This is a genomic window from Hoyosella rhizosphaerae (genome assembly GCF_014643175.1).
Taxonomy (GTDB): Bacteria; Actinomycetota; Actinomycetes; order Mycobacteriales; family Mycobacteriaceae; genus Lolliginicoccus; species Lolliginicoccus rhizosphaerae.
Genome location: NZ_BMJH01000001.1, coordinates 538,592 through 560,320, shown reverse-complemented (window position 1 = coordinate 560,320; position 21,729 = coordinate 538,592). Strand labels below are relative to the sequence as shown.

Annotated in this window: 21 protein-coding genes; 4 read left to right on the top strand and 17 right to left on the bottom strand. The window is 58.2% G+C overall.

Features of this window, described 5'->3' with window-relative positions:
- Nucleotides 1-45 precede the first annotated feature (45 nt).
- Together IEW73_RS02600 and IEW73_RS02595 are read right to left on the bottom strand one after the other, a co-directional pair.
- The gene (locus tag IEW73_RS02600) at nt 46-882 is read right to left on the bottom strand and encodes an alpha/beta fold hydrolase (protein WP_188670391.1); all 837 of its coding nucleotides are present in this window, start codon (nt 880-882) and stop codon (nt 46-48) included.
- A gap of 12 nt (nt 883-894) precedes the next feature.
- Entirely contained in the window at nt 895-1,860 is a 966-nt protein-coding gene (locus IEW73_RS02595; RefSeq protein ID WP_188670390.1) for an NADP-dependent oxidoreductase, read from the bottom strand.
- Between the two features lie 143 nt (nt 1,861-2,003).
- Between IEW73_RS02595 and IEW73_RS02590 the strand changes: the two genes are divergently transcribed.
- On the top strand, nt 2,004-2,468 hold the full coding sequence (locus IEW73_RS02590; RefSeq protein WP_188670387.1) for a winged helix-turn-helix transcriptional regulator: 465 nt from the start codon (nt 2,004-2,006) through the stop codon (nt 2,466-2,468).
- A gap of 17 nt (nt 2,469-2,485) precedes the next feature.
- Here the strand turns inward: IEW73_RS02590 and IEW73_RS02585 are convergent, their stop codons facing one another.
- From IEW73_RS02585 to IEW73_RS02575, 3 genes are all read right to left on the bottom strand, one after another.
- The gene (locus IEW73_RS02585; protein ID WP_188670385.1) at nt 2,486-3,097 is read right to left on the bottom strand and encodes a class I SAM-dependent methyltransferase; all 612 of its coding nucleotides are present in this window, start codon (nt 3,095-3,097) and stop codon (nt 2,486-2,488) included.
- A 400-nt stretch (nt 3,098-3,497) separates the two neighbouring features.
- A complete protein-coding gene (gene pntB / locus IEW73_RS02580; protein WP_188670383.1) occupies nt 3,498-4,943 on the bottom strand; it encodes a Re/Si-specific NAD(P)(+) transhydrogenase subunit beta in 1,446 nt (481 codons plus the stop codon).
- Between the two features lie 5 nt (nt 4,944-4,948).
- A complete protein-coding gene (locus tag IEW73_RS02575; protein WP_188670381.1) occupies nt 4,949-6,472 on the bottom strand; it encodes a Re/Si-specific NAD(P)(+) transhydrogenase subunit alpha in 1,524 nt (507 codons plus the stop codon).
- A gap of 506 nt (nt 6,473-6,978) precedes the next feature.
- On the opposite strand from IEW73_RS02575, the gene IEW73_RS02570 reads away from it, so the two are divergent.
- Nucleotides 6,979-8,418: a dihydrolipoyl dehydrogenase family protein gene (locus tag IEW73_RS02570; protein ID WP_188670379.1), complete on the top strand. Its 1,440-nt coding sequence runs from the start codon at nt 6,979-6,981 to the stop codon at nt 8,416-8,418.
- A gap of 34 nt (nt 8,419-8,452) precedes the next feature.
- On the opposite strand, the gene IEW73_RS02565 is transcribed toward IEW73_RS02570, so the two are convergent.
- The 5 genes from IEW73_RS02565 to IEW73_RS02545 form a co-directional block, all read right to left on the bottom strand.
- Nucleotides 8,453-9,310, bottom strand: coding sequence for a hypothetical protein (locus IEW73_RS02565; protein ID WP_188670378.1), 858 nt, complete (start codon nt 9,308-9,310; stop codon nt 8,453-8,455).
- Between the two features lie 152 nt (nt 9,311-9,462).
- A complete protein-coding gene (locus IEW73_RS02560) occupies nt 9,463-9,786 on the bottom strand; it encodes a thioredoxin family protein (RefSeq protein ID WP_188670376.1) in 324 nt (107 codons plus the stop codon).
- Between the two features lie 132 nt (nt 9,787-9,918).
- Entirely contained in the window at nt 9,919-10,443 is a 525-nt protein-coding gene (locus IEW73_RS02555) for an ester cyclase (protein WP_188670374.1), read from the bottom strand.
- Between the two features lie 15 nt (nt 10,444-10,458).
- A complete protein-coding gene (locus IEW73_RS02550; RefSeq protein ID WP_206050419.1) occupies nt 10,459-11,418 on the bottom strand; it encodes a carbon-nitrogen hydrolase family protein in 960 nt (319 codons plus the stop codon).
- Nucleotides 11,419-11,426: 8 nt separating this feature from the next.
- The gene (locus IEW73_RS02545) at nt 11,427-13,772 is read right to left on the bottom strand and encodes an FAD-dependent monooxygenase (protein WP_188670372.1); all 2,346 of its coding nucleotides are present in this window, start codon (nt 13,770-13,772) and stop codon (nt 11,427-11,429) included.
- A gap of 77 nt (nt 13,773-13,849) precedes the next feature.
- On the opposite strand from IEW73_RS02545, the gene IEW73_RS02540 reads away from it, so the two are divergent.
- On the top strand, nt 13,850-14,491 hold the full coding sequence (locus IEW73_RS02540) for a TetR/AcrR family transcriptional regulator (RefSeq protein WP_188670370.1): 642 nt from the start codon (nt 13,850-13,852) through the stop codon (nt 14,489-14,491).
- A 33-nt stretch (nt 14,492-14,524) separates the two neighbouring features.
- On the opposite strand, the gene IEW73_RS02535 is transcribed toward IEW73_RS02540, so the two are convergent.
- On the bottom strand, nt 14,525-15,517 hold the full coding sequence (locus IEW73_RS02535) for a YdcF family protein (RefSeq protein WP_229675686.1): 993 nt from the start codon (nt 15,515-15,517) through the stop codon (nt 14,525-14,527).
- 355 nt (nt 15,518-15,872) lie between these two features.
- Nucleotides 15,873-17,291, bottom strand: a complete 1,419-nt coding sequence (locus tag IEW73_RS02530) for a serine hydrolase domain-containing protein (RefSeq protein WP_188670368.1) — start codon at nt 17,289-17,291, stop codon at nt 15,873-15,875.
- An 83-nt stretch (nt 17,292-17,374) separates the two neighbouring features.
- Between IEW73_RS02530 and IEW73_RS02525 the strand changes: the two genes are divergently transcribed.
- Nucleotides 17,375-18,007 carry a TetR/AcrR family transcriptional regulator gene (locus IEW73_RS02525; RefSeq protein ID WP_188670366.1) on the top strand — a complete coding sequence of 211 codons (633 nt, stop codon included), beginning with the start codon at nt 17,375-17,377 and terminating at the stop codon, nt 18,005-18,007.
- Nucleotides 18,008-18,233: 226 nt separating this feature from the next.
- On the opposite strand, the gene IEW73_RS02520 is transcribed toward IEW73_RS02525, so the two are convergent.
- The 5 genes from IEW73_RS02520 to IEW73_RS02500 form a co-directional block, all read right to left on the bottom strand.
- Entirely contained in the window at nt 18,234-18,485 is a 252-nt protein-coding gene (locus IEW73_RS02520) for a hypothetical protein (RefSeq protein WP_188670364.1), read from the bottom strand.
- Nucleotides 18,486-18,654: 169 nt separating this feature from the next.
- Complete coding sequence (locus IEW73_RS02515; RefSeq protein ID WP_188670361.1) at nt 18,655-18,942, bottom strand: cytochrome P450; 288 nt, start codon at nt 18,940-18,942, stop codon at nt 18,655-18,657.
- A gap of 165 nt (nt 18,943-19,107) precedes the next feature.
- Complete coding sequence (locus tag IEW73_RS02510) at nt 19,108-19,503, bottom strand: hypothetical protein (RefSeq protein ID WP_188670359.1); 396 nt, start codon at nt 19,501-19,503, stop codon at nt 19,108-19,110.
- A gap of 265 nt (nt 19,504-19,768) precedes the next feature.
- A complete protein-coding gene (locus IEW73_RS02505) occupies nt 19,769-20,320 on the bottom strand; it encodes a hypothetical protein (RefSeq protein WP_188670356.1) in 552 nt (183 codons plus the stop codon).
- Nucleotides 20,321-20,700: 380 nt separating this feature from the next.
- Nucleotides 20,701-21,519, bottom strand: a complete 819-nt coding sequence (locus IEW73_RS02500; RefSeq protein ID WP_188670354.1) for a hypothetical protein — start codon at nt 21,517-21,519, stop codon at nt 20,701-20,703.
- Between the last annotated feature and the right edge of the window lie 210 nt (nt 21,520-21,729).

Here is a 21,729-nt window from a genome sequence, read left to right as displayed (position 1 = left end):
GTGCGCTATATCTTGAAAGGGGCGCAGGGAATGCGCCGCCGCGGCCTATTCGCGAGGAGAAAAGTTAGCTATCAGGTCGGCGATGAGGCCCGGGTCGTCGAGCTGAGGACAGTGCCCGCAATGCTCAAGTATCGCGAGTTCGCTTTCGGGATAACGGCGATGCAGACGTTCCGAACCGGACGGCGGAATGAGGAAGTCACGGCGCCCATGCAGTATCAGCATCGGGGGCGAGTCGCCGGTTGGTCGACTGGTGTGGAGTTCGCGGAGCATGGCGCGGCCTTCGGCAGCGACAAGCGCTATTTCTCGGGGGTCACTAGCTCTTTGGACGAAGCGCGCCACGACTGTTGGATCTGCGTTCGCGGCGTGAGCGTAGAGGGACCGAGATACGAGTTTGGTAGCGGCGCGACTGCGGGCTACCCGACGGGGGTATGGGATTCTGCTGAGCAGGGTGGCTGGCGGTGAGTATCGTCCTATGGTGGCTTCGATCCATGGCCGGTAGCCCAGCCCCGCGACGTCAATTGGGATGACGCTGTGGATGGGCATGTCCTCTGTGAGCGCTGCTCTCACAGCGAGGGCGCCGCCCAGCGAGTTCCCGACCAGTACAACGGGCTTAGTCTGCGCTTGCGATGTGACCAGTTCCGCGACGAAGGCGTCGAGTTGCGGGAGCGCGGGGCCAGGAGCTCTGGGATCTGCGTCTCCGTAACCGGGGAGGTCTACCGCGATAGCGCGGCGTCCGCGGTGTGCGAGCGCGGACAGCACTCCTTTCCATGTGTCCGCGCTGTCAAATATGCCGTGCAGCAGCACGATTGATGGACCGTCTCCGTCGCAGCGAAGGATTCGGGTGTTAAAGCCGGCGTAGTCGGTTCGACTCTCTGTGATCATCGCTGTGCGCCTTTAGTCGCGGACTTGCAGCACGAGTTTGCCTCGTGTGCGGAATGTTCGGCTCTTGCGGTGGGCTTCGGCAGCCTCGGTGAGGGGGTAGACGCTGTCGACCACGGATCGGATGTGGCCTTGCGCCATGAGTTCAGCGATTGCGCTTAGCTCTTGGCCTCGAGATTTCACTGCGACAACCGAAGCGCGTTGGCCGCCGAGCACGCGGTGACGCAAACTCGTCTGCGCCCAACGGGCGATTGTGCCGAGGTTTGGCACTGTCGTGATGTACAGCCCGTCTGAGGTCAAAACCTTGCGGCAGCTGTCGAGGCTCTCCCTGCCCAGTGCGTCAAAGACAAGGTTTTGGCCGCTGACAACGTCGGTGAATTTCTCTTTGGTGTAGTCGACGACGTCGGTCGCACCAAGTTCACGAACGAACTCGACGTTGGCTGTGCTGCACACCGCGGTGACGTGTGCTCCGGCGTTGTGGGCGAGTTGGACTGCGTAGTGCCCTACTCCGCCGGAGGCGCCGACAACGACGACATTGTCACCCTCCCCGATTTTCGCCATCCCGAATAGGCTTTGCCATGCGGTGAGGCCTGCCACGGGCACTGCCGCCGCCTCGATATGGCTGATTGTGGGGGGTTTCAGTGCGACGCACGAGGCGTTGACCGCCATGTATTGTGCGTATCCACCCATATGGCCGAGTTGGCTTTGCATCGCGAAGACTTCGTCGCCAACAGAGAAGTCCTCGACCTCTGCGCCCACGTCGACGATGACGCCGGATACGTCGGAGCCGGGAATGATTGGGGGCCGCCCGACTAGGTATCGTCCGACATAGCTGCCTTGGCGCAGCATCCAGTCGCGTGGGTTAACCCCGACCGCGTGCACTTCGATGAGAACCTGCTTCGATGACGGCTGAGGGGTTGGGCGCGGCCCGTAGCGCAGGACCTCGGGTCCTCCGTGTTTCTCGAAATAGATGGCTTCCATGAAGGGCTCTCCTTGTTTCGGCGATGCGCTGGCGGTACCAACTCAGCAGGTTTCGTTGTGAGTTCCGCACACCGTGGTCTCATTTCGAGACTGACGCTACCACGACTAGTCTCGTTTTAGAACCAGTGAGGTACGATCAAGTCATGCGCTATGACGATCTCGCCGACTATCCGTGCTCAATCACCCGCCCACTGGTGATCCTCGGAGACCGCTGGACCTTTCTAGTGCTCAAAGCATCGTTTACTGGCATTCGACGCTTCAACGAGTTTCAACGCACGCTTGGCATCTCCCGAAGTAGGCTGCAAGATCGCCTCGACCGCCTGGTCGAACACGCGATCCTGGTCAAACAACAGGCCCCCGGGAGCGCCCATGACGAGTATCGACTGACCGAGAAGGGGCACGACCTCTACCCGATCCTCATGGCGATTAAAGACTGGGGCGACGTCTACATGGCGCCCGATGGTCCGCCCGTGCACTATCAGCACCGCGGGTGCTCCGGCGAGGCACACGTGCGTCTCGAATGCGACAGTTGCACAAGCGAACTCACCGCACGCGACATCGAATTGGCGCCGGGGCCTGGACTACTGGCCTATCACGCCAAAGACTGAAAGACTGGAACCAAACGTCAGGAGTTGCTGTGGGCGCGCACAACCACGTCGTGCAATTGCGTTGAGTGTCCGCGCACGTGGACGGTTCGAACCGTCTGGTAGCCGACATCTATTGTCCAGCCTGGCCCCTCAAACAGACTCTTAATTCCGGACAGTGTGGCCGTGGCGCCATCGGGGTGTCCGTGGCCGTGATCGGCCCCGTGGAGGTGTCCGATAATCAGAATCGTGCCACCTGGTGCAACCCACGACGATAGGCGTCGATAGAACGCTAGTTGGCCGGTATCTGGGTGGGCATAGCTGGTCACTACCAGGTCCCAACGACGATCGGTCTCCCAACGGCCCAAATCAGCTTCAACCCATTCAATCTGGTCGGTGAGATTCGCAGCCGACGCTCGCGCGGCTCCGGTGGTCAGCGCATTCGCTGAGATGTCGGCGCCTGTGACGACCCACCCATTCGCGGCAAGCCAAAGCGCTTCAGCCCCGGTCCCGCATCCGGCATCTAGTGCGGTTCCCACGGTCAGATGCTTGGTTTCCGTCGGGATGTAAGGGTTCACGGGCAACTCCGCAGAATCTTTCCCGACAGTGGGTGCCCAGTGCTCTTCCCAATAACCTTTGTCGAATTCACCCATTGCGTCTCCATCGATTCCCGCGTTGCTGCATGTCAAGTAACGCTGACGGTCGACCCGAAATAACCGTCGGGATTTTAGGACAAACTTGCGGACCCACTAAGGACATGACTGGGCATACGCTCTCGATCGCACCCTACGCCGTGTCTTGGTTGACCAAGCACCTTTCCCCATAGCGGGTGTTCGGTTGCGACATTAGGGGGATCGTTCGAGTCAAACCGATTCGCATGTGCAGAGAAATGCATGACGAACGGCGGTCAGAAAGCTGCATTCTTCAGCACATGCGATCCCCAATCCCCACCCGGCACTGATTGCCGCGCGTCACGGTGTCGCCTGGGAAACAAATGTTCGCGGCCCCGGAAGTGTGTACTTCCGGGGCCGCGAACATTAGGTTGTCTTGCCGTTAGTGGCCGACGTGCATTGCCTGCTCAAGTTCGAGCTGAATGTGTTCGACCTTGTCTTTGGCATCGCCGAAGAGCATGGCGGTGTTCTCCCGGAAGAACAGCGGGTTTTGAACCCCTGCGTAGCCTGACGCCATGGAACGTTTGAACACAATCACGTTGCGCGCGTTCCAGACATTGAGCACAGGCATTCCGGCGATCGGGCTAGTTGGATCTTCAGCGGCCGCGGGGTTGACGGTGTCGTTCGCCCCGATGACCAAGACAACATCAGTGTCACCGAAGTCGTCGTTGATCTCGTCCATTTCCAGCACGATGTCGTACGGGACTTTCGCCTCGGCGAGAAGCACATTCATGTGTCCGGGTAGTCGCCCTGCGACAGGGTGGATACCGAATCTGACTTCGACGCCGTGGCTGCGGAGCTTGCGGGTCAGTTCCGCCACTGCATACTGCGCCTGTGCAACAGCCATGCCGTAACCGGGGGTGATGATGACTGAACGGGCCGCTGCGAGCATTTCAGCCGCTTGATCCGCGGTGACTTCCCGGTGCTCGCCGTAGTCCTTGTCGACGCTTGGTCCAGCTTCCATTCCGTAACCGCCAGCGATGACGGAGAGGAATGAACGGTTCATGCCCTTGCACATGATGTACGAGAGGTACGCACCGGATGCACCAACGAGGGCGCCGACAATGATGAGGAGGTCGTTGCGCAGCAGGAACCCGAGTGCGGCGGCTGCCCATCCGGAGTAACTGTTGAGCATGGAGACGACAACTGGCATGTCGCCGCCACCGATTGATGCGACCAGGTGCCAGCCGAGCACGAGTGCAAGCACGGTGATGGTGATGAGCATCCACAATTGCGGGTCAATCACAAACCATGCAGTCAATGCCACGAAGGCGGCCAGAATGCCCAGGTTGATGAAGTTTTTCCCTGGGAGCATCAGCGGCGTCGACTTCATTCTTGCCGACAGTTTCAAGAACGCCACGATTGACCCGGTGAGTGTGACCGCACCGATAAAGACGCTGATGGTGACTTCAGCGGCGTGAATGCCGAGAAGGTCAAGTTCGGCGAGTTCGGCTGCATATGGCCCGGTGGGGTTGGCCTCTACCTGGAGGTAGCGGTTCCAACCGACGAACACTGCGGCCAAGCCGACGAAACTGTGCAACAACGCGATCAATTCAGGCATCCCGGTCATCTGTACGACCCGGGCGCGCCACAAACCAATTGCGCCACCGATCAGAACGACAGTGACAAGCAACACCAAGGTGGTGACGTTGATGCCGTCATCAAATGCCAGTGCGAGCGTGGCGGCTAGCGCCACGGCCATGCCGAGCGCCCCGAAAGTGTTGCCAGCTCTAGCGGTTTCGTGCTTAGACAGACCCGCTAGGGCGAGGATGAACAGTAAGGCCGCGATGACATAGGCAGCCGCGGCGGCAGTAGATAGGGTGAGCACGCAGATCAACTCCTCGAGAACATAGCGAGCATGCGGCGCGTCACCGCAAAGCCACCGAAAATGTTGATGCTGGCCAGCAGGATCGCCGCGAGCGCAAGCGTTGTGACAATCACATTGTCAACTCCGACTTGCAGTAGCGCTCCCACGATGATGATGCTGGAAATCGCGTTGGTCACCGACATCAGAGGTGTGTGCAGGGCGTGGTGCACATGCCCGATCACATAAAACCCAACCACGATCGCTAAAGCGAAAACGATCAGATGCCCCTGCAGAGCTGCGGGTGCCGCTGCGATGAGGGCGAACAAAACAGCCGCGGCAACCGCGACCATTCCGATCCGTTTGCCCTGCGACATTGGTTCCTTCGCTGCCACCGGCATGGGCGCTGGTGCGGCAGCTGCGGCGGGTGCCGCAGAAACTTGTACGGGTGGTGGCGGCCACGTGCATTCGCCATCTTTGACCACTGTCATCGAACGGATGACGACGTCGTCGAAATCGACGACAAGTTGCCCGTCCTTGCCCGGAGTCATTAGCTTCAACAAGTTAACGAGGTTCTGACCGTACAGCTGCGATGCCTGTGCAGGAAGCCTGCCTGGCAGATCGGTGTATCCGAGGATGGTCACACCGTTGTCGGTGACGACCTTCTCCCCAGCGACGGTGCCCTCGACGTTGCCGCCATTGGCAGCAGCCATATCGACGATGACCGAACCAGGCTTCATCGATGCGACCATCGCCGCGGTGATGATCCGTGGTGCCGGGCGGCCCGGAATCAAGGCTGTGGTGATGATGATGTCAGCTTCGCTGGACTGCGCGGTATACAGCTGCGCTTCGCGGGCTTTGTAGTCATCGCCCATTTCTTTTGCATACCCGGTGGCGGAAACTTCAGCTTCGGGGTTCTCAATGGCGAGGTATTCACCTCCGAGGGAGGCGACCTGATCAGCGACCTCAGGGCGCGGATCGGTTGCGCGCACAATAGCGCCCATCGATCCGGCTGAACCGATCGCAGACAGACCCGCCACACCGGCACCCACAATGAGTACCTTTGCTGGCGGAACCTTCCCCGCCGCGGTGACCTGGCCGGTGAAGAAACGGCCAAACTCGTGCGCCGCTTCGACGACCGCGCGATACCCTGCGATGTTGGCCATCGACGACAACACATCCAACGACTGCGCCCGCGATATGCGCGGTACCGCATCCATTGATAGTGCCGTGAGTGGGCGCTTCGACAAATCCTGTACTAGCGACTCGTCAAACCGAGCGTTGAGCGTACTGATGAGGGTCGCCCCAGGCTTGAGCCCATCTAACTGCTCCGGTGATGGGGCATTTACGCCCAACACCACATCAGCCTCAGAGGCCGACCCGATCGACGCCCCAGCATCCGCATACGCTACATCCGAAAAGTTCGACAGCTCACCCGCGCCGGATTCGACAACTACGTCGTACCCGAGCTTCATTAGCTGCCCAACTGTGGCAGGTGTTGCTGCCACACGCGTCTCGCCGGGACTTACTTCCCGTAGGACACCAATAATCATGAAGATACTCCATCGGTGGACAGGTGTACTAGGTTACATTCCCGTAATGTCGGCAATGCCGTATGCCTGATAACTCAGCGAGTCGGTGACCGACCCGTTCAGCATTTCTGCTGTTGATATGCATACCGGTCACCGATTTGTGCAACTCATCACACCTTCGGTAGTTATTGCCAGCTGCCATATTCCGAGAATCAGCCAGAACAGCAGCGTAGCAGCCACGCCCCCATTTTCCTGATGGTTGCCGGTGAGTTTCGACGCCTAACCGTCCGTGAACAAAAGCTGGAAAAGGTGGTCCCGCTGGTCTCACCGAGCGTTGGTGACGGCGCGTTCAGGCGTTCTGTTCACTTGTGCAGAGAAATGCATCGAATCGAAGTCCTATCGGCATGTATTTTTCTGCACAAGTGATTGTTGTGTGGCTTACTCGTGGCACGCAGTTATCACCGTTCCGACAATGATCTAGTCGCTCATGGTGCAGCGGGAATAGGCGGCGCACGCTAACTTTGGTTATGGCCTACGACATGTATGACGTCATTGTGATCGGCGGCGGTCCTGCTGGAGAGAATGCTGCCGCGTATGCGATCGCAGGTAGCGACCGGACGGCTGCGCTAGTGGAACGAAACTTGGTTGGTGGCGAGTGCTCGTACTGGGCGTGCATCCCGAGTAAAGCTCTGCTGCGCCCAGGTCATGTGCTTGATTCGGCGCGATCGATGCCCGGTGTTCGCGAGCAACTTTCATCACAAACTCTGGACTTCGAGGCGGTTCTTTCTCGGCGTGATGCGTTTGTCAGCCACCACAACGACTCATCCCAAATCAAATGGGCGAACAACAACGGGATCGACATCATTCGTGGTGCCGGCCGATTAGCTGGAGAGCGCCTAGTAGAGGTCGGCGATCAAGTGCTGCGGGCGCGCCATGCGGTAGTTCTGGCCACTGGTACGACCGCGAGCGTCCCCGACGTCCCGGGTCTTCGTGCGGCATTGCCCTGGACCTCTCGCGACGCAACAAATATGCATGAACTTCCGAAGCGGGTAGTGATCGTGGGCGGCGGTGTGGTGGCCTGTGAGTGTGCGACGTGGCTCGCTGCGCTAGGCGCTGAGGAAGTCATCATGCTGGTGCGTGGGAAATCGCTCCTACCCAAGGCGGAAGCGTTTGTTGGGGAAATGGTGGCCGCCGGCTTGCGCAGCAATGGGGTGGAGATTCTTTTCAGCACCAGCCCTAAAGGTGTGGTTCGCCCAGAAGTGCGAGATACCGGCGAGGGGTGGATTCACGGTGGGCCCGTGACGGTCGATCTTGGTCATGAGACCCTCACGACGGATGAGATTGTCGTCGCGGCAGGCAGGGCGCCGTCCACGCACGAACTCGGTCTCGCGACTGTGGGGCTCACAGACGGTGGGTACGTCGGTGTCGACGACCATATGACAGTACTGAGATCAGGGAACGACTGGCTGTACGCGGTTGGTGACGTCAACGGTCGCTCACCACTTACTCACATGGGTAAGTATCAGGCACGTGTTTGCGGTGACGTCATTGCCGCTCGCAGTGAAAAGCGCGCACTAGAGGGTTCGAGATACTGTGCCACAGCTGATTTGCAGCAAGTTCCGCAGGTGATATTCACAGCGCCTGAGGTAGCGTCCGTTGGTCTTACCGAAAGCGCCGCTGCCAGTGACGGGTTCGACGTCACGACTGTTGAGCTTGACATCGCAGTTGCTGGTTCCTCACTGCTGCGCAACAAGTACAAGGGCCACGCCAAATTGGTGATCAACAACCACACTCAATGCCTCTTGGGTGCAACTTTTGTCGGACCGGAGGTTGGCGAACTAATTCACGCCGCCACCATCGCAGTGGTGGGTGAGGTGCCGCTCGACAAGCTGTGGCACGCGGTGCCGGCCTTCCCTACCGTGAGTGAAGTTTGGCTTCGGTTGCTCGAGGCGCTTCGCGATCAGTAGCGCTGCCTCACCAAAATGTCACCTCACCAAAATGTCATCGGCGCGCGTCGTCGGGATTGGGGTCAGCAGGATTGGGGACACCCCGAAATGCACCCATTTTTGCGCGCGCTTTGTGATCCACCCTCTGCGTTGCCCAAATGAAGTACACCACTGCTACAAGCCCGACGAGTGCTGCGACACCGATCCACCACCAACCACTGCCCTGTTCGGCCACCTTCACGCCGCTGGACAGGAATGCCAGCGGCACGATGAACACCATCGCTCGAACGGCGACTGTATTGCGTCGTCGATCCTCAGCTTTGGCGCTCATCTTGTTGTCCTGAATGAAGCGCTCGGGCGTGAAAAGCGCAGACACCGGGGCTACGACAACAACTGCGATCGCCAAGCCTGCCATCAAGGCCGAGAAGAACCACGCGATAGGCAGGAATGCTAGCCAGCTCATTATCGAGGTGCCGTCAGTGGGGAGAATGCTGCTGTTAGTCCATTCGCTTTCATATTGGTTTGTCGGCCACGGGTGCGACTCAAAACGCTGTCGTATTGCTGGCACGACGGAAGCTGCGAAGGACAGCAAGACCAGCACCGGTACCGTGACGAATGGGACGACGCAGGCGCGTTGTACAGCCGCGCCAACAACACCGCTTTCTTTATCTGGCCGCCACAACGATTCGAGCACAGCCCACGCGGTGACCGGTGCAGCCGCGAGAATGACGAGCCACCCGGCCAGGTTGAAGTTGACCTGCGCTACGGTGACGACAAACCACGGCAGTGACACCACCAGTACGGCGGTGAGCCCAAAAATCACCCATGACAGAGGTGACATCAGGCGCCGAAAGAAGCCATCCGACGCGGACGTGGTGTACCGCAGTTTTTGGGTCTGTTTGCGCTGTGACATCGATTTTCGCCTCCGCGATCTCTCCACCGTATGTTTTCCACCGGAGGCTCGGACGCGAGACAGACTGCGTCGGTTCGGACACTCGACTACACGGAACTAACCCCACCGCTAGCGTATTTTACGGGCAATTCAGATAAAACGGACGTGACTAGCTACACAAACTCGGCGAGCTCCGTGTCAAGTTCTGCGCGCGTCTTAACGCCTTTTAATGTCTTAACCACTACCCCGTGGTGGAAAACAAGTGTTGTCGGTGTGGATGTGACGCCGTACTCGCTCGCAATATCTGGCTCATTGCCCACGTTTACTGCGAAGACTCCGATTTTTTCTCCGTTGTCTTCGGCGAACTGTTCCAGCGTGGGTGTGTATACGCGGCATAGGCCGCACCAGGGGCCCCAAAATTCGACAAGGGACACATCGTCGCTGTCACGGACTTTCGTCCAGAAGTCAGAGTTGCCAACTTGGGTGATGGCTGCCATGTGAAGCTCCTCATCGTTGTACACGCAGACCAATCGTATCGCCCCGTTTCGCCTGTGCGGCAGTCAATGGAGTCGCAGGCAAAACGTGAACCGCGTGCACAAACTCCCTGCTAGCAGCCCTGACGAACACTCTCAGGCAGAGCGTCTGGTAATGGCAGTGCGCACGCGCGTCTTGAGGTTGAATGCTGTCTTGGCCGCGTTCTCGAGGTGTGAGGCGTCCGGCGGCATGAAACCTAGTTGCCGAGCCAGTTTTAGTTGATCGAAGATGACGGTGTTGCTGGCGACTTTTCCGTCCTGGAGAACGAAGTGGTCGATTCCTTCGACATCTATAGGTCGGCCTGTCGCGGCGATGCCTACTAGCGTGCCAGTGTGTCGACCCGTCATGCGCCAGTGCACAAGAACGTCGCTACCGGATTCGGTGATGCACAGGACGTTAAGTCGAAAACCTTCGATGGCGGCGAATTTGTCTTCGAACCAGGCGGCGATCTGGTCAGGGCCCTGGCAGGTCACGTCGGGAAAGTATTCCACCGTCTCGGCTGTCCAGAGTTGGCGAAGCGAGTGCGAGTCGTTTTCGTTGAGTCGTTCAAACACCCACTGGATCAGTTCAGTGTTGGAAATGTTGCTGGGCGGGGTTTTCAATTCAGCTGGAGGTGTCATGGTGTGTGCTTTCTGCTATCGAGTGATGTGTTGGCCGAGAATTTTGCGTACTTGGTAGTTCGCTTTGCCGTGGATGTTGGCTAGGTCAAAGGTGGTTCGGATGGTGAGGGTCATGTCGGGGATCCAGAAGGTGTCTTCGATGGGGTCGAGCGGTTGTGGTTCTGCCAATTCGATGGTCGCGGCGACGTGCCCTTCACCGTCTTCCTCCCGCAGTCGTGCCAAGATGGTGCCGTCACGTTCGGTGATTTGGGTTTCGCCGAGCATCGATGTGCGGTAGGGAACTTTTGGCAGGCCAGGCATGTGCATGGTGATGGGGCCGACGTGGCTGGCATGAACGACTGGTGCGCCGACGAGCCTGGCAACTTGGCCCGGAAGTTTGCGGGCGAGTTCTTTCTGTAGGCGATGGTCGCGGTTTCCCCACCAACCGAGGGGACCGAACCAGTTGTGCGGTGTGGTGGGCCAGCACATTCCGCCGACGACACACTGGACGCGTCCGCGCAGCCGTGCCGCGGTGCGATACCGCGCCCATTCCCACCCGGACACGAGTCCTACGGAACCGAGTGTGGGGCTGTCGAAGACGCCGTCATCGTGGCCTCCGGTGTAGTAGTTTTGCTCCCACATCGTCGGGATGTCTTTGTCGTGGGAATTCACAGTGCCGTCGGGGTCTGCCAGGATGTAGTGCCCGTAGACGTCGCCGTCACGTTCGCTCAGGTAACCGCCGCCGATGACAACGCCGAGTTCACGGGCGAGCCCAGTGAGTAGACGGTAGGGTTCGCCGCGTTCACGGCGTGCCACTGTGCGCATGGCGGGGTGATGCACATTCGGCGCTGAGGCGGCTTCCGGCACGGCGATCACCTCGGGCTGATGCTCCCGGTGGGCGTCCCTGATGAGCGCCTCGAGTCGAGTCAGGTTGTTGTCGACATCGGCGAGGGCGAGCGCCGGCTGGATAGCAGCGATCTTGATCTGGCGGGTCATGGTGTCCTTTAGATGTCGACGACGAGTTTGGTGTCACGCGCGCGTGAAACGCAGGGGTACATGATGTCGGTCCGATCCCGCTCCCCTGGTCCGAGAATGTCGTCCCTATGGTCCGGTCGCCCGGATACCACCGCGAGTTCGCAACTGCCGCATAAACCGTTTTCGCACGACGCTGGAAAGTCCGGGACGACTGTTCGGAGGGCGTCGAGCATGGATGTTTCCGCTTGCACTTCGATGGTGGTGTTGGATTGTGCGAGCTCCACAGCGAACTGCGTGTTCTGCCCAGCGTTGTGTTCTAGTGGCACGAATCGTTCAATGTGGGCTGTGAGCTCTTCGCGTTGCGCGGCAAGGCAAACGACGGCATCCATTAGGCCGGCGGGTCCGCAGCAGTAGACGCCTGCGCCAACGCCGAGCTGGTCTAACCATGCGTCAAGGTTCGGGGCCGGATCGGTGTCGTCGCTGTGCAACGTGACTCTGTCACCATATTTGGCTACTAGCTCCGTACCGAACGCCATGCGGTTTTGGGTGCGGGCCAAGTACAGGAGTCTCCAGGGTTTGCCGGCAGCTTCTACCGCATCGATCATCGACAGCATGGGGGTGATCCCAATCCCTCCGGCGATAAAGAGGTACTCGGTTTCGTCATGGAGTTCGAAGTTGTTTCGAGGACCGCTGACGGTGACGCTTGCGCCGACCCGAAGATCGTGGACTTCAACAGAGCCGCCGCGGCCTTCGGGTTCGCGAAGTACCGCTACACGCAGAACGTCGCTGTCGCCGCTGCACAGCGAATATTGCCTAACCTTCCCCGAGGGCAGGTGGAGATCTATATGGGATCCGGGCGACCATTGTGGCCACGGTTGATCGTCTGTCCGCCGCAATTCGAGCAACTTGGTATCCCCACTCAGCGTGCGGCTTTCCGCAACAATTGCTGGGGAGGTAGCGAGGCTCGTTCGGTGAGGGGTTGCGCGGCGCGGCGGCCTGCTCCAAGGAGCGTTGTCGCGGTGTTCGCCGACTACGGGACCAAGGAATGGCATTCGACCGCGGTATACCCGGGCTGCACGAAGTTCCACCCGTACTGCTGCTTCGACACCGAGGAGCTCAGCAAGCCCGGCGACGCCCCCTACCGTGGGCCTTCTGCTTGTTAATGCGGTCGCACCGCCCTTGAGAATTCGCCTGACGGTGAAGACACCGTGGGGTTTCGTTAGTCGCTGGTGGATATCGGACAGTTCAGTACCGGCGGAGTTCCTGACCACTGAGGCGAGCAGTTCCGGCGGTGGAGCAGGTATTCGGGTTTCAAGATTGCCGTAGTGGTAAGTCGGGAGAACCTCGATGTCGCGGGCTCGTTCCCATTTACGTGTAGCCGAATCCAGTTTTTTGGGGTGGTCGAGTGTTGTGGCGACGTGGTCGGCTAGGGTGCGGCCCATCCACATTGCATCCCGCATTCCCTGGCCGAGTACGGGGTCTTTGAAATGTCCGGCATCTCCGATCAGTGCCCAACCAGGCCCTGATGAGCGTCGGAAATAGGCATGTGTCTGTGAAGTTGACCGAATGGTCGATTGATTCGTGGCGCCGACGAGCCGGTCAGCAAGAATCGGAAACTCGGAAACCTTGCGGGCCCAATAGCCTTCGGCGTCGGCGCGTGCTTCAGCAACCTCAGCGCGAGGCCCCATGAACAGGACCAGCAAGCGACCTTTCGGTGTGCAGGGAAACGCGAAGGCGATGGTATCGGCCGTGCGGCCTTCCCAGAGAATAGAGGCCAATTCAGTATCGGCGGCCGGATCATCCATATATCGGAAGACCATCCCGCGACCGTTGCGGGAGCGTCGGTATGGTTCCCACTCCCCAACCTGGTGAGCAACGGTGGAATGGCGTCCGTCAGCGCCAACGACTAATTGTGCGCGCACTTCGTGAACGTCCCCGTTGCTGTCGAAGTAGGTGACGCCAACGGCCCGCCCGTCCTCGATGAGAATGTCTTGCACGGTGCATTGCTCGCGGACGTCGGCTCCAGCCTCACGCGCGGTGGCCACCAATTGCATATCTTGATCGATGCGAGGGACGCTGATTCCGTAGTCGATGTCACCGACCTGTTTGAACCGTTCGGTGCGTGAAATACCAAACAGGTCGAGTCGCAGGTGCGTCATACGGGACGGGTTCAGTGCCAGGATTCTATCGAGCGCACCCATCTGGGCGAGCTCGTTCACTCCCATGGGAAAGAAAACGTGCGTCGACATTGTGTCCGCAGGAAATGCAGCTTTGTCGAGAACAATGACCTTTCGGCCCGCCCTTGCTAGTGGTGCGGCCATAGCGGTGCCTGCGCAGCGCGCTCCTACGATTACTACGTCTGCGCGTTCCGTCATTGCACGCCCTTTCCGATTGCACAGTGAATAACAGTGTTATAGCAGTGTAAACGAGTGGGTGTGATAAGTACATGGTTATGACTGTGCGCCGGAACGAATCGCCGATGCGTCTGCGACTCCTCGAAAGCGCAGCCCGCCTACTGGCAGCCGAAGGACCAAGCGGACTGTCCACCCGAAAAGTCGCCGCCGAAGCTGGCACATCGACCATGGCCCTCTACAGCCAATTCGGCTCCATGCCCGACCTCGTCAAAGCCGTAGTCGACGAAGGATTCGTTCGCCTCGAACAAGCATTCGCGCAGGTCCCACAGACCGACGATCCCATCGCGGACCTAGGCGGAATCTTCGACGCCTACATCACCAACGCTCGCAAAAACCCCGAACTGTATGTCGTCATGTTCGGCTCCGCATCACTAGGCGGCTACCGAGGCACCGGCGAAGAAATCCTGCACACCGGGCGCTACACCTTTGACTACATTGTCAACGCTGCGGAACGCGCCATCGAAGCCGGACGGCTCGACAAGAAACCCCCCGTCGCCGTCGCCGCCCAAATCTGGACCACTCTCCACGGATACACAGTCCTCGAACTAGCGGGCTACTACACACCACCAAGCGCCGGAGTTCGCAACGTCCTACAACCCATGATGCGCAACCTCATCATCGGCCTCGGCGACAAAGCACCAGACGCAGATACCTCATCGCAGACATGGTTCAGCAGCTAAGGTCAGCACCAAGTGCCGCGCGGGGACGGGGGCCTAACTTCCCAGCCCGTCGAGCGAACCCCTGAACCGCATGACCGACCCGAGCAGATCGCTGATGACGTCCGTGCTGTGCTTCTTCGTCGCTGGGATACCGGCAGCGCGAGTCGCTTCAAGCCGAATACCGGCGTGCTGCGCCTTGGTGTACGGCACAAGGAACTTGTCGAGGTCCGTGTCCGTGGTGACAGTGCCAACGAATCTGGTACCTGTTGCCGCAAAGTTCGCCGCCGCTCGGCGTACGTGGCTCGGGGAGGTCACCAAGATGACCTCTGAGATGCCTTGTTGGGACAGTAGTTTGGTGGTGTTTTGGGCGTTCGCGACCGTCGAAACGGACTGATCCTCCACGAGGATCCTTGATCGGGGTACGCCGTGTTCGACCAGCCATTGTGTCATCGCCGCAGCTTCGGTAATCCCCTGCTGTGGCGAACCCCCAGTGACAACGATTGGCGCGTTGGGCGTGGTGATCGCCTGTGCGAGCCCGGCGGTGAGACGTTTGACTAGCTCGGGTTGCATGGAACCGTCAGGGCGGAGACCATGTCCGAGAATGACGATCGCAACGGGCACCGAAGCTGCTTCAACGGGGTCGGTCGATGGCACAATCTGGGCGGCGGCGTCCACCCCCGCGATCACGTTGCGGGCCGTCTGCGCAGCCGACGGATCAACAGTGTCGAGCGTTCTCAGCGCGGCGTCACGCGTGACCGTATCGTCAACCTGTTCCGCCCAGATAACTTGCAACTGCAAGGAATCTACATCAGTAGTATCAATCGTCAGTGCGCGTTTAATGTCTGCAAGTCCTCCGACGGCATCGTGCCTCGCGAACTTACTTTGCGCGGAATTGTAGAACGTGATGACATCAGCGGTCGTCGCTGTGTTGATCACACTCACCGTGCCGCTCGGCGTCGACGAAGATGCGGCGCCAACAACCATAAGACCGGCGGCAGCCGACATCACTACGAGCCCCATCGCGCCAACACGAGCTACTTTAGTCACAGACGAAACGCTATCTGCTGACCAAATTTATCGACTTACTTGCGGAAACAGTTCAATAACAAGAACGCTCCTGTTTGAGGGCGTATTCGAAAAAGGATTGTCTGGAAGCCGAGCGTAGACTCTGACGGCGAGAATAGCGCAGGGCAACTGTGCAACTTCTCCACGGTCGGGTTCGACATCGCGCAGGGAAACATTCATGGGTAAGCCGTGTAAATGATCGGCTAATATTTCCCCGCACCCTCCGCATTACCTCAAGGAGATCGAAACCTCCGTGGCCTGCTTTTGCTCATCACGGAGTTAGTTAGTGCAGCCGCCCACCGGTCCCGCAGATGCTTGCCGCGCGACTCTCCCACTTTCACGCACGGGGCCGAGAAAGTGCTGCCAAGCCAAGCAACATGAGCGCAGATAGCCCCCATGCACCGGTGGTCGCGATTGCAGCAAAGCCCACATCTGGAGCCCACAACATCAGCTCACGCCATCCAAATCCGAACAATCGAGGCGCAAGTACACCCGCTGCAGTTATCAGTGCTGCGACGATCGCCAAGATGAGCGATCGATTGCGGGACAAAGCTTTGCGCCGAAGATCTGCACGAAATAGCCTGCGTGCGGCAAACAGAGCGATGACGAAGCCACCAATAGCCAATGCAGCGATCAACCACGGCGCAGCCATTAAGAGGCTACTTTTCCCCGCCGCCCGAACAGGGTAGCCGACGTGCTCGCGAACAGCGTTCCAGCCGATAGAAGACAACTGAGGCGCCAACGCTTCCGCATATATATCCGCCAACACAACGACTGCAGTTTTCTCGCTGGGGACGATGACCAAGTGGGCAAAGGTTCCTGGTGTGGCTCCGGTGTGTTCGAGAACCTCGGGTCCTTCTCCGTCTAGGCTCCCTACCCGCAAGCCCATCGCATAGTGCTGCCCTGTCGATGTTCGTGGCCCGGGCGTCGTGAGCTCGCGGACAGCGTCGGCATTGAGAGGACCATCGGTCGTCTCCGGACTTGCTAGCCACTGCGCAAATCGATTCAGGTCAGCCGCAGTGCTAATGACGTATCCGTAGGATGCGCCGCTCGATACATAGCCCCTCTCAAGTTTGTTAACGCGCCCAAAGATCAGCCGATGACCTGCGTTCACATCAAGTTTCTTGGCAGAGTCAGAAGTCGCCCCACTGTTAGTCATACCTAGCGGGGCTAGAACTCGCCCTTCGAGGTACGCCCCGAAGGGCATTTGGGTCGCTTCCTCCACCAAGTACCCGAGAACCATGTAGTTGGCCGAGCTGTACTGGTAAGTTGCACCGGGAGCCGCGTTCACATCACTTTCATCAAATGACATCACTAGGCCGCCGAGGGCACCAGGACGGTTGTCGACTACGTCAGCCCGTGTCAGTCCCGCGCCAGTCGTAAGTCCGCTGGTGTGCCACAGCAGCTGCCTGACGGTTACGTCTGCTAGTGCCGGCGGTACGGAGTTTCCGAGTGGCTCATCCAGCAATAGGTGCCCCTCTTCGACTAATTGCATGACCGCGACTGCAGTAAAGGCCTTCGATATTGATCCAATGAGAAAAGGCGTATCAGCGTCGACTTTGCGCTTGTCGATGACTCCAGAAGCTTCGGTTGTCGGCGCGCCCAGGGCAGTGCCGACCAAAAATACCTTTGCGGGTGCTGGTGTCAGTGAAGCCATTGATGGCGGATTTTGCGGCGAGTCAGCAACCACGGAGGGTACGCCCAAGGGCGACAGAACAAGGGCAGCCAAAAGTGACAGCAGGGCGATGCGGCGCATAGTGAAGACCCTACCGGAATAACCGTATGACTATATGGTTAAAGTTTGGCGTGGATCACGCGCGCTCGCCGTATCGTAAGAAGATGCCACGATCAGCCGACCACGCCGCGCGACAACGGCAAATCTATGAAGCGGTACGGACGATCACTGACGCCAAAGGCTTGTCCGCAGTGACGATTTCGCGCACCGCCGAGGCGGCAAACATTTCGGTCGGATTGGTTCAACACTATTTTCCACGCAAGGAGTCGCTGCTCATCTCCGCGCACCGCCTACTCATTATCGACATCGAGAAGCGCGTTGAGGACCTCGTCTCAGACATGGAGAAGCAGCATTCACGGATAGAGCAGATCCTGCATCGAGCCATGTGTGAGTTGTTGCCGCTTGACGAAAACCGTCGCGCCGAAGCATCCTGCATGCTTGCATTTTCGGGTCTCGCCGTCGAGCAACCCGAGTTTGCGGCAGAGTCACGGCGATGGCAATTACGCTTGCGGAAACTCATTGCACAGGCCGTCATGAATGGAAAATTGTGCGGCGAAGTCGCCCCGGGCGAAGACGCCGAAGCCGTCTCGTGGCACCTGAGCCACGTGGTGCGTGGCCTTTCCTGGACACTCTTCGAAGACCCGCAGCACACCACCATTACTCACGTGAAAGCGACGTTGGCGAGCTGTATCAGCGACATCTTCAGCGGGCCTTGCCATCGAGAACAATCCGTCTAGCGCAGTGGCGCACGGTGGCATCACAATCTACGCGTGATCGGCGGCCCCCATCGTGTTAACGCAACACCACCCACGCCGTTCGACGCCTTTGGGTGATGGCGATGGTTCTCCACTATTAAGGAATTCCACAGCGTTGTGGTGCAAGCGCCGTTCAAACCGACTGCGGACGCGAAAATTGGGGGTAGGCGGGTGGGTCTGGAGCTTGTCTAGCGGGGTTCCAACACCACTATGGGTCAATCATCTCAAGCTTCTCCAGCCGCTCAAGCTCGCTGATCTGTGCAAACTTAATCGAGGTGTAGGCAGCTTTGACGAAACTGATCACGGGGACAGCTACAAGTACGTACACCCAACTGGGAGTAGTTTCTCGAAGCCCAAGAAATTCCAAAACCATTGCCATCAAGCTGACTGTTACCACCATGGCTAGGAGCGCTAACGCGTAACCCTTTATATGGATCGAGGCGCGAACCTTAACGGTCATCTGACTGCTCGCTGTTCGACCGCTTCACTCACCACAGAAACCCATCTCGTTGACGACTACATTTGCGATTGATGACTGAGATGCTCCCAGTTTAGAGTAAAACGCGTTCACCAGTGCTTAGTAGTTGCTGCATGCGACAGCAGATCGGCTTTATCGAATAGTGAAATTGTCACGAACGCTCTCGGACGACATCAAGAGTTTCGCTCTGCGGACGCAGCCCCAAAGTGTCGCGCATGATTAATCCGGAGGGGTCACTGAACCGGTAGTCACGGATAAGCGCAGACATAGCAATGACCAATTCCTGTGTCGCTAATGCCCGGCCCAGGCATGCGCGAACCCCTGTACCGAAAGGCTTAACATTCGTCGCCAACGCCCGCCGCTGGGCAGCATCATCGAAGCGCTTCGGGTTGAATTCGTGAGCGTCCTCGCCGAACAATTCTGTTGATCGCCCCTGCATCGGTCAATACATGTGCTCTTTCTCGTCGACTAGGAGTTGCAGTTCCTCGAGGGGAATGCCTGACCGTTATCCTGACACACAACGAAGCAGCATTCCCGTCTGCAGCACATTCGCGTCTTCGATTCCGCTCAAGTCTTTGAGTTCGACGTGTTATGGCACCGTCATTCACATTCCCTGCTGGGAGAAATGGATCACGGTATCTACGAGGTCCTCAGTAAGCTCTCCCTTGTCAAGGAGATCGAGTGGAGTCGAGCCATCAATTGTATCGGTCGATGTTATCCACCAAGCCGCTGTATCGAACTGATCCGACACTGAACTAAGGATTTGATTCGCATAGCCCACTACCGGGTGAACGCGCCGGTTTACCAAGTCGAATTGGAATGAGGGGCACACTCTTTCACTGTTGTCTTCGAGGATGATGGCCGTTCGGACCAGTTCCTTGTCGGATATGCCGAGTTGTTCCACTACATCGCGGAGAGACATACACGGCAGGGCCTGCAGGATAAACCGTTCGCCCTTCTCGATAGCCTTGCGGTAAGCATCATCCGTAAGCTTCGTCATGGGCGAATTCTACGCAGACCGTCTCATCGGTTGCGTTGGCCCATGCGGGGAAAACAACTGGCCAGGATATGAAAAGCAGAGACGACGCGACCGGCCTCAACAGCGAAAGTAAGTGCTCTTTCTCGTCGACTAGGAGTTGCAGTTCCTCGAGGGGAATGCCTGACCGTTACCCTGAAACGCAACGAAGCAGCATTCCCGTCTGCAGCACATTCGCGTCTTCGATTCCGCTCAAGTCTTTGAGTTCGACGTGTCATGGCGCCGCCATTCACATGCCCTGCTGAGAGAAGCGGATTACGGCGTCCACCAGGGACTCGGTTAGCTCTCCTGCATTAAGTGCGTCGAGTGGACTCACCCCGTCAAGGAGATCTGTCGGCGTGATCCACCAGGTCGCTGAACCGTATGGATCCTCGTTCGCCATGATGAGTTGATTCGTATAGGCGACAACAGGGCGAACGCGGCACTGAGCAACATCGAATTGAAAGACCGGATACAGGTAATCAGGGCGCTTCCCAACGGGAAGACCGATGAGTTTACCGGCATCTCGAAGATTCTTAATGGCTGATCTGCCGCCAGATCCCGAGGTCGGTGAGATCAATTTACCTGCCTGGCCGGACTTTACTGTTTCTAGGTGATCACGAATGTACTGCTCTCCTTTAGCCAGAGCCTCTTCGTATCCTTCTGGACGAGAGTCCGTATATGGAAGATGGCGGTCGCTCCTTTCGAGCAGCTGCTGAATCAGCCCCAGAAGCCGTTCCTGAATCTCCAGAGCCTTGCGAGCCGTATCCCTGTCCCGCACGAGCCGAAGGCGCGGACTCATGACGGGAGCGAAAGCAGACCGGATACGAGTCCGATTCCCATTAACCCGAATTGGAGGGCGATGAGATGAGCTATGTGATTCCATATGCTTCCTCCATGTTCGTTATGAACGCATTGATTGCAACATTCATCAATCTTTGGTGGATGTCTTCCTCGACATTCAGAGGACGTTCGTGTTGCTTCTCATCGCAAGAACGGAATGTTGATCGGAGAGTCACTCTTATCCTGTGCACACCGGCGCCGGGACATCTCATCGGCGCAGCTCACGAGATTATTTACAGCTGTTTAGGTCGCGCGACGGGTGAACGCCCCCACCGTGGGACGGCAGGAAAAACGAGCGCAGATATCTAGATGGAAGAGACGCCCCCGGGGATTGCTCTACTACACTTCACAATTGATTTCAGCGTCGACGAGCTGCATGAGGAGTTCGTGTTTACCCGCGTCAAGGAGCTGCACAGGGTTGAGTTCCTTTTCTAGGTAGGCGCTGGGCTGAGTCCACCATGATGCAGCTGCCCAAGGTGATCGCGCAACGTCCAACAACCCGTTGATCGTCCGCACCAGTTCGTTTCTTTGCATATCGTCACTGATCTGAAAAGCAGGAACAACCTGCTCACCCGCATCCGCAATGGCAATCAGCTCCCCTGACCTAATGCAGTTGGTCAAATCCTCGACACTGATGCCTGCACGCTCGGCCGCACTGGGCAAGGTAAGCATGTCGTTGCGCAAAATATGCGTCTCGACTGCTGCATCCACTTTCTCCACCCGGGCGCGAATAAACTGATCCCACGGCACATCATCATCAACGACAGCCTGCCCGGTCAACGCTTCCCGCAGCACATGTTGCATCCGGCGATGCCACGCGATCGTTTCCGTGACCTTCCGCTCAGTGAGAGTCTGGTCCTTCAAACATTCCACCGGGGTTGCCCCACCAAGAGGTTCTGCTGACCTGCACCACCATGCGGCTGCACGCCACGGATCTGATGATGCGCCAAGAAGCCGGTTCGCATACACAACCACTGGACTGACTAAATCGGATTCGAACTGGAAGGCGGGGCATACTTTTGTGCCTGCATCGTCAAGCACAACGAGGTCTGCCTCTGACGCGCCCACGCACCCCAGAGCAACCTGCAGGGGGATGCAATCAAGGTCGTGCAGGATTGCAGCGTAATGAGCCGTCTCAGTACCACTAAAAGGGTCCACGCGAACTCCCTTCCTGCGCCATGAACCTCAACTCACCCCTATTGGTTGCCGCAAGAAGCACGGCCTCAATGGGTTATAAGTCTACGGCAGACTTCAGTCCAAAGTTTGAGGTCGAACAGTGTTGGGCCAGGTATAGAGCTACCTAGACAGTGAAGAACGTTCAATTATAGTCAAGATCAGCGGATACCAAACCTAGGTCATAGGTTGAGG

What these genes read in the sequence shown, in the direction of transcription:
- IEW73_RS02510 (WP_188670359.1), bottom strand. Translation starts at nt 19,503, where the DNA reads ATGACGAAGCTTACGGATGATGCTTACCGCAAGGCTATCGAGAAGGGC.
- IEW73_RS02595 (WP_188670390.1), bottom strand. Translation starts at nt 1,860, where the DNA reads ATGGAAGCCATCTATTTCGAGAAACACGGAGGACCCGAGGTCCTGCGC.
- IEW73_RS02550 (WP_206050419.1), bottom strand. Translation starts at nt 11,418, where the DNA reads ATGACCCGCCAGATCAAGATCGCTGCTATCCAGCCGGCGCTCGCCCTC.
- IEW73_RS02520 (WP_188670364.1), bottom strand. Translation starts at nt 18,485, where the DNA reads ATGACCGTTAAGGTTCGCGCCTCGATCCATATAAAGGGTTACGCGTTA.
- IEW73_RS02560 (WP_188670376.1), bottom strand. Translation starts at nt 9,786, where the DNA reads ATGGCAGCCATCACCCAAGTTGGCAACTCTGACTTCTGGACGAAAGTC.
- IEW73_RS02585 (WP_188670385.1), bottom strand. Translation starts at nt 3,097, where the DNA reads ATGGGTGAATTCGACAAAGGTTATTGGGAAGAGCACTGGGCACCCACT.
- IEW73_RS02565 (WP_188670378.1), bottom strand. Translation starts at nt 9,310, where the DNA reads ATGTCACAGCGCAAACAGACCCAAAAACTGCGGTACACCACGTCCGCG.
- IEW73_RS02545 (WP_188670372.1), bottom strand. Translation starts at nt 13,772, where the DNA reads ATGACGGAACGCGCAGACGTAGTAATCGTAGGAGCGCGCTGCGCAGGC.
- IEW73_RS02515 (WP_188670361.1), bottom strand. Translation starts at nt 18,942, where the DNA reads ATGCAGGGGCGATCAACAGAATTGTTCGGCGAGGACGCTCACGAATTC.
- IEW73_RS02600 (WP_188670391.1), bottom strand. Translation starts at nt 882, where the DNA reads ATGATCACAGAGAGTCGAACCGACTACGCCGGCTTTAACACCCGAATC.
- IEW73_RS02525 (WP_188670366.1), top strand. Translation starts at nt 17,375, where the DNA reads ATGCCACGATCAGCCGACCACGCCGCGCGACAACGGCAAATCTATGAA.
- IEW73_RS02530 (WP_188670368.1), bottom strand. Translation starts at nt 17,291, where the DNA reads ATGCGCCGCATCGCCCTGCTGTCACTTTTGGCTGCCCTTGTTCTGTCG.
- IEW73_RS02570 (WP_188670379.1), top strand. Translation starts at nt 6,979, where the DNA reads ATGGCCTACGACATGTATGACGTCATTGTGATCGGCGGCGGTCCTGCT.
- IEW73_RS02555 (WP_188670374.1), bottom strand. Translation starts at nt 10,443, where the DNA reads ATGACACCTCCAGCTGAATTGAAAACCCCGCCCAGCAACATTTCCAAC.
- IEW73_RS02575 (WP_188670381.1), bottom strand. Translation starts at nt 6,472, where the DNA reads ATGATTATTGGTGTCCTACGGGAAGTAAGTCCCGGCGAGACGCGTGTG.
- IEW73_RS02505 (WP_188670356.1), bottom strand. Translation starts at nt 20,320, where the DNA reads ATGAGTCCGCGCCTTCGGCTCGTGCGGGACAGGGATACGGCTCGCAAG.
- IEW73_RS02540 (WP_188670370.1), top strand. Translation starts at nt 13,850, where the DNA reads ATGACTGTGCGCCGGAACGAATCGCCGATGCGTCTGCGACTCCTCGAA.
- IEW73_RS02590 (WP_188670387.1), top strand. Translation starts at nt 2,004, where the DNA reads ATGCGCTATGACGATCTCGCCGACTATCCGTGCTCAATCACCCGCCCA.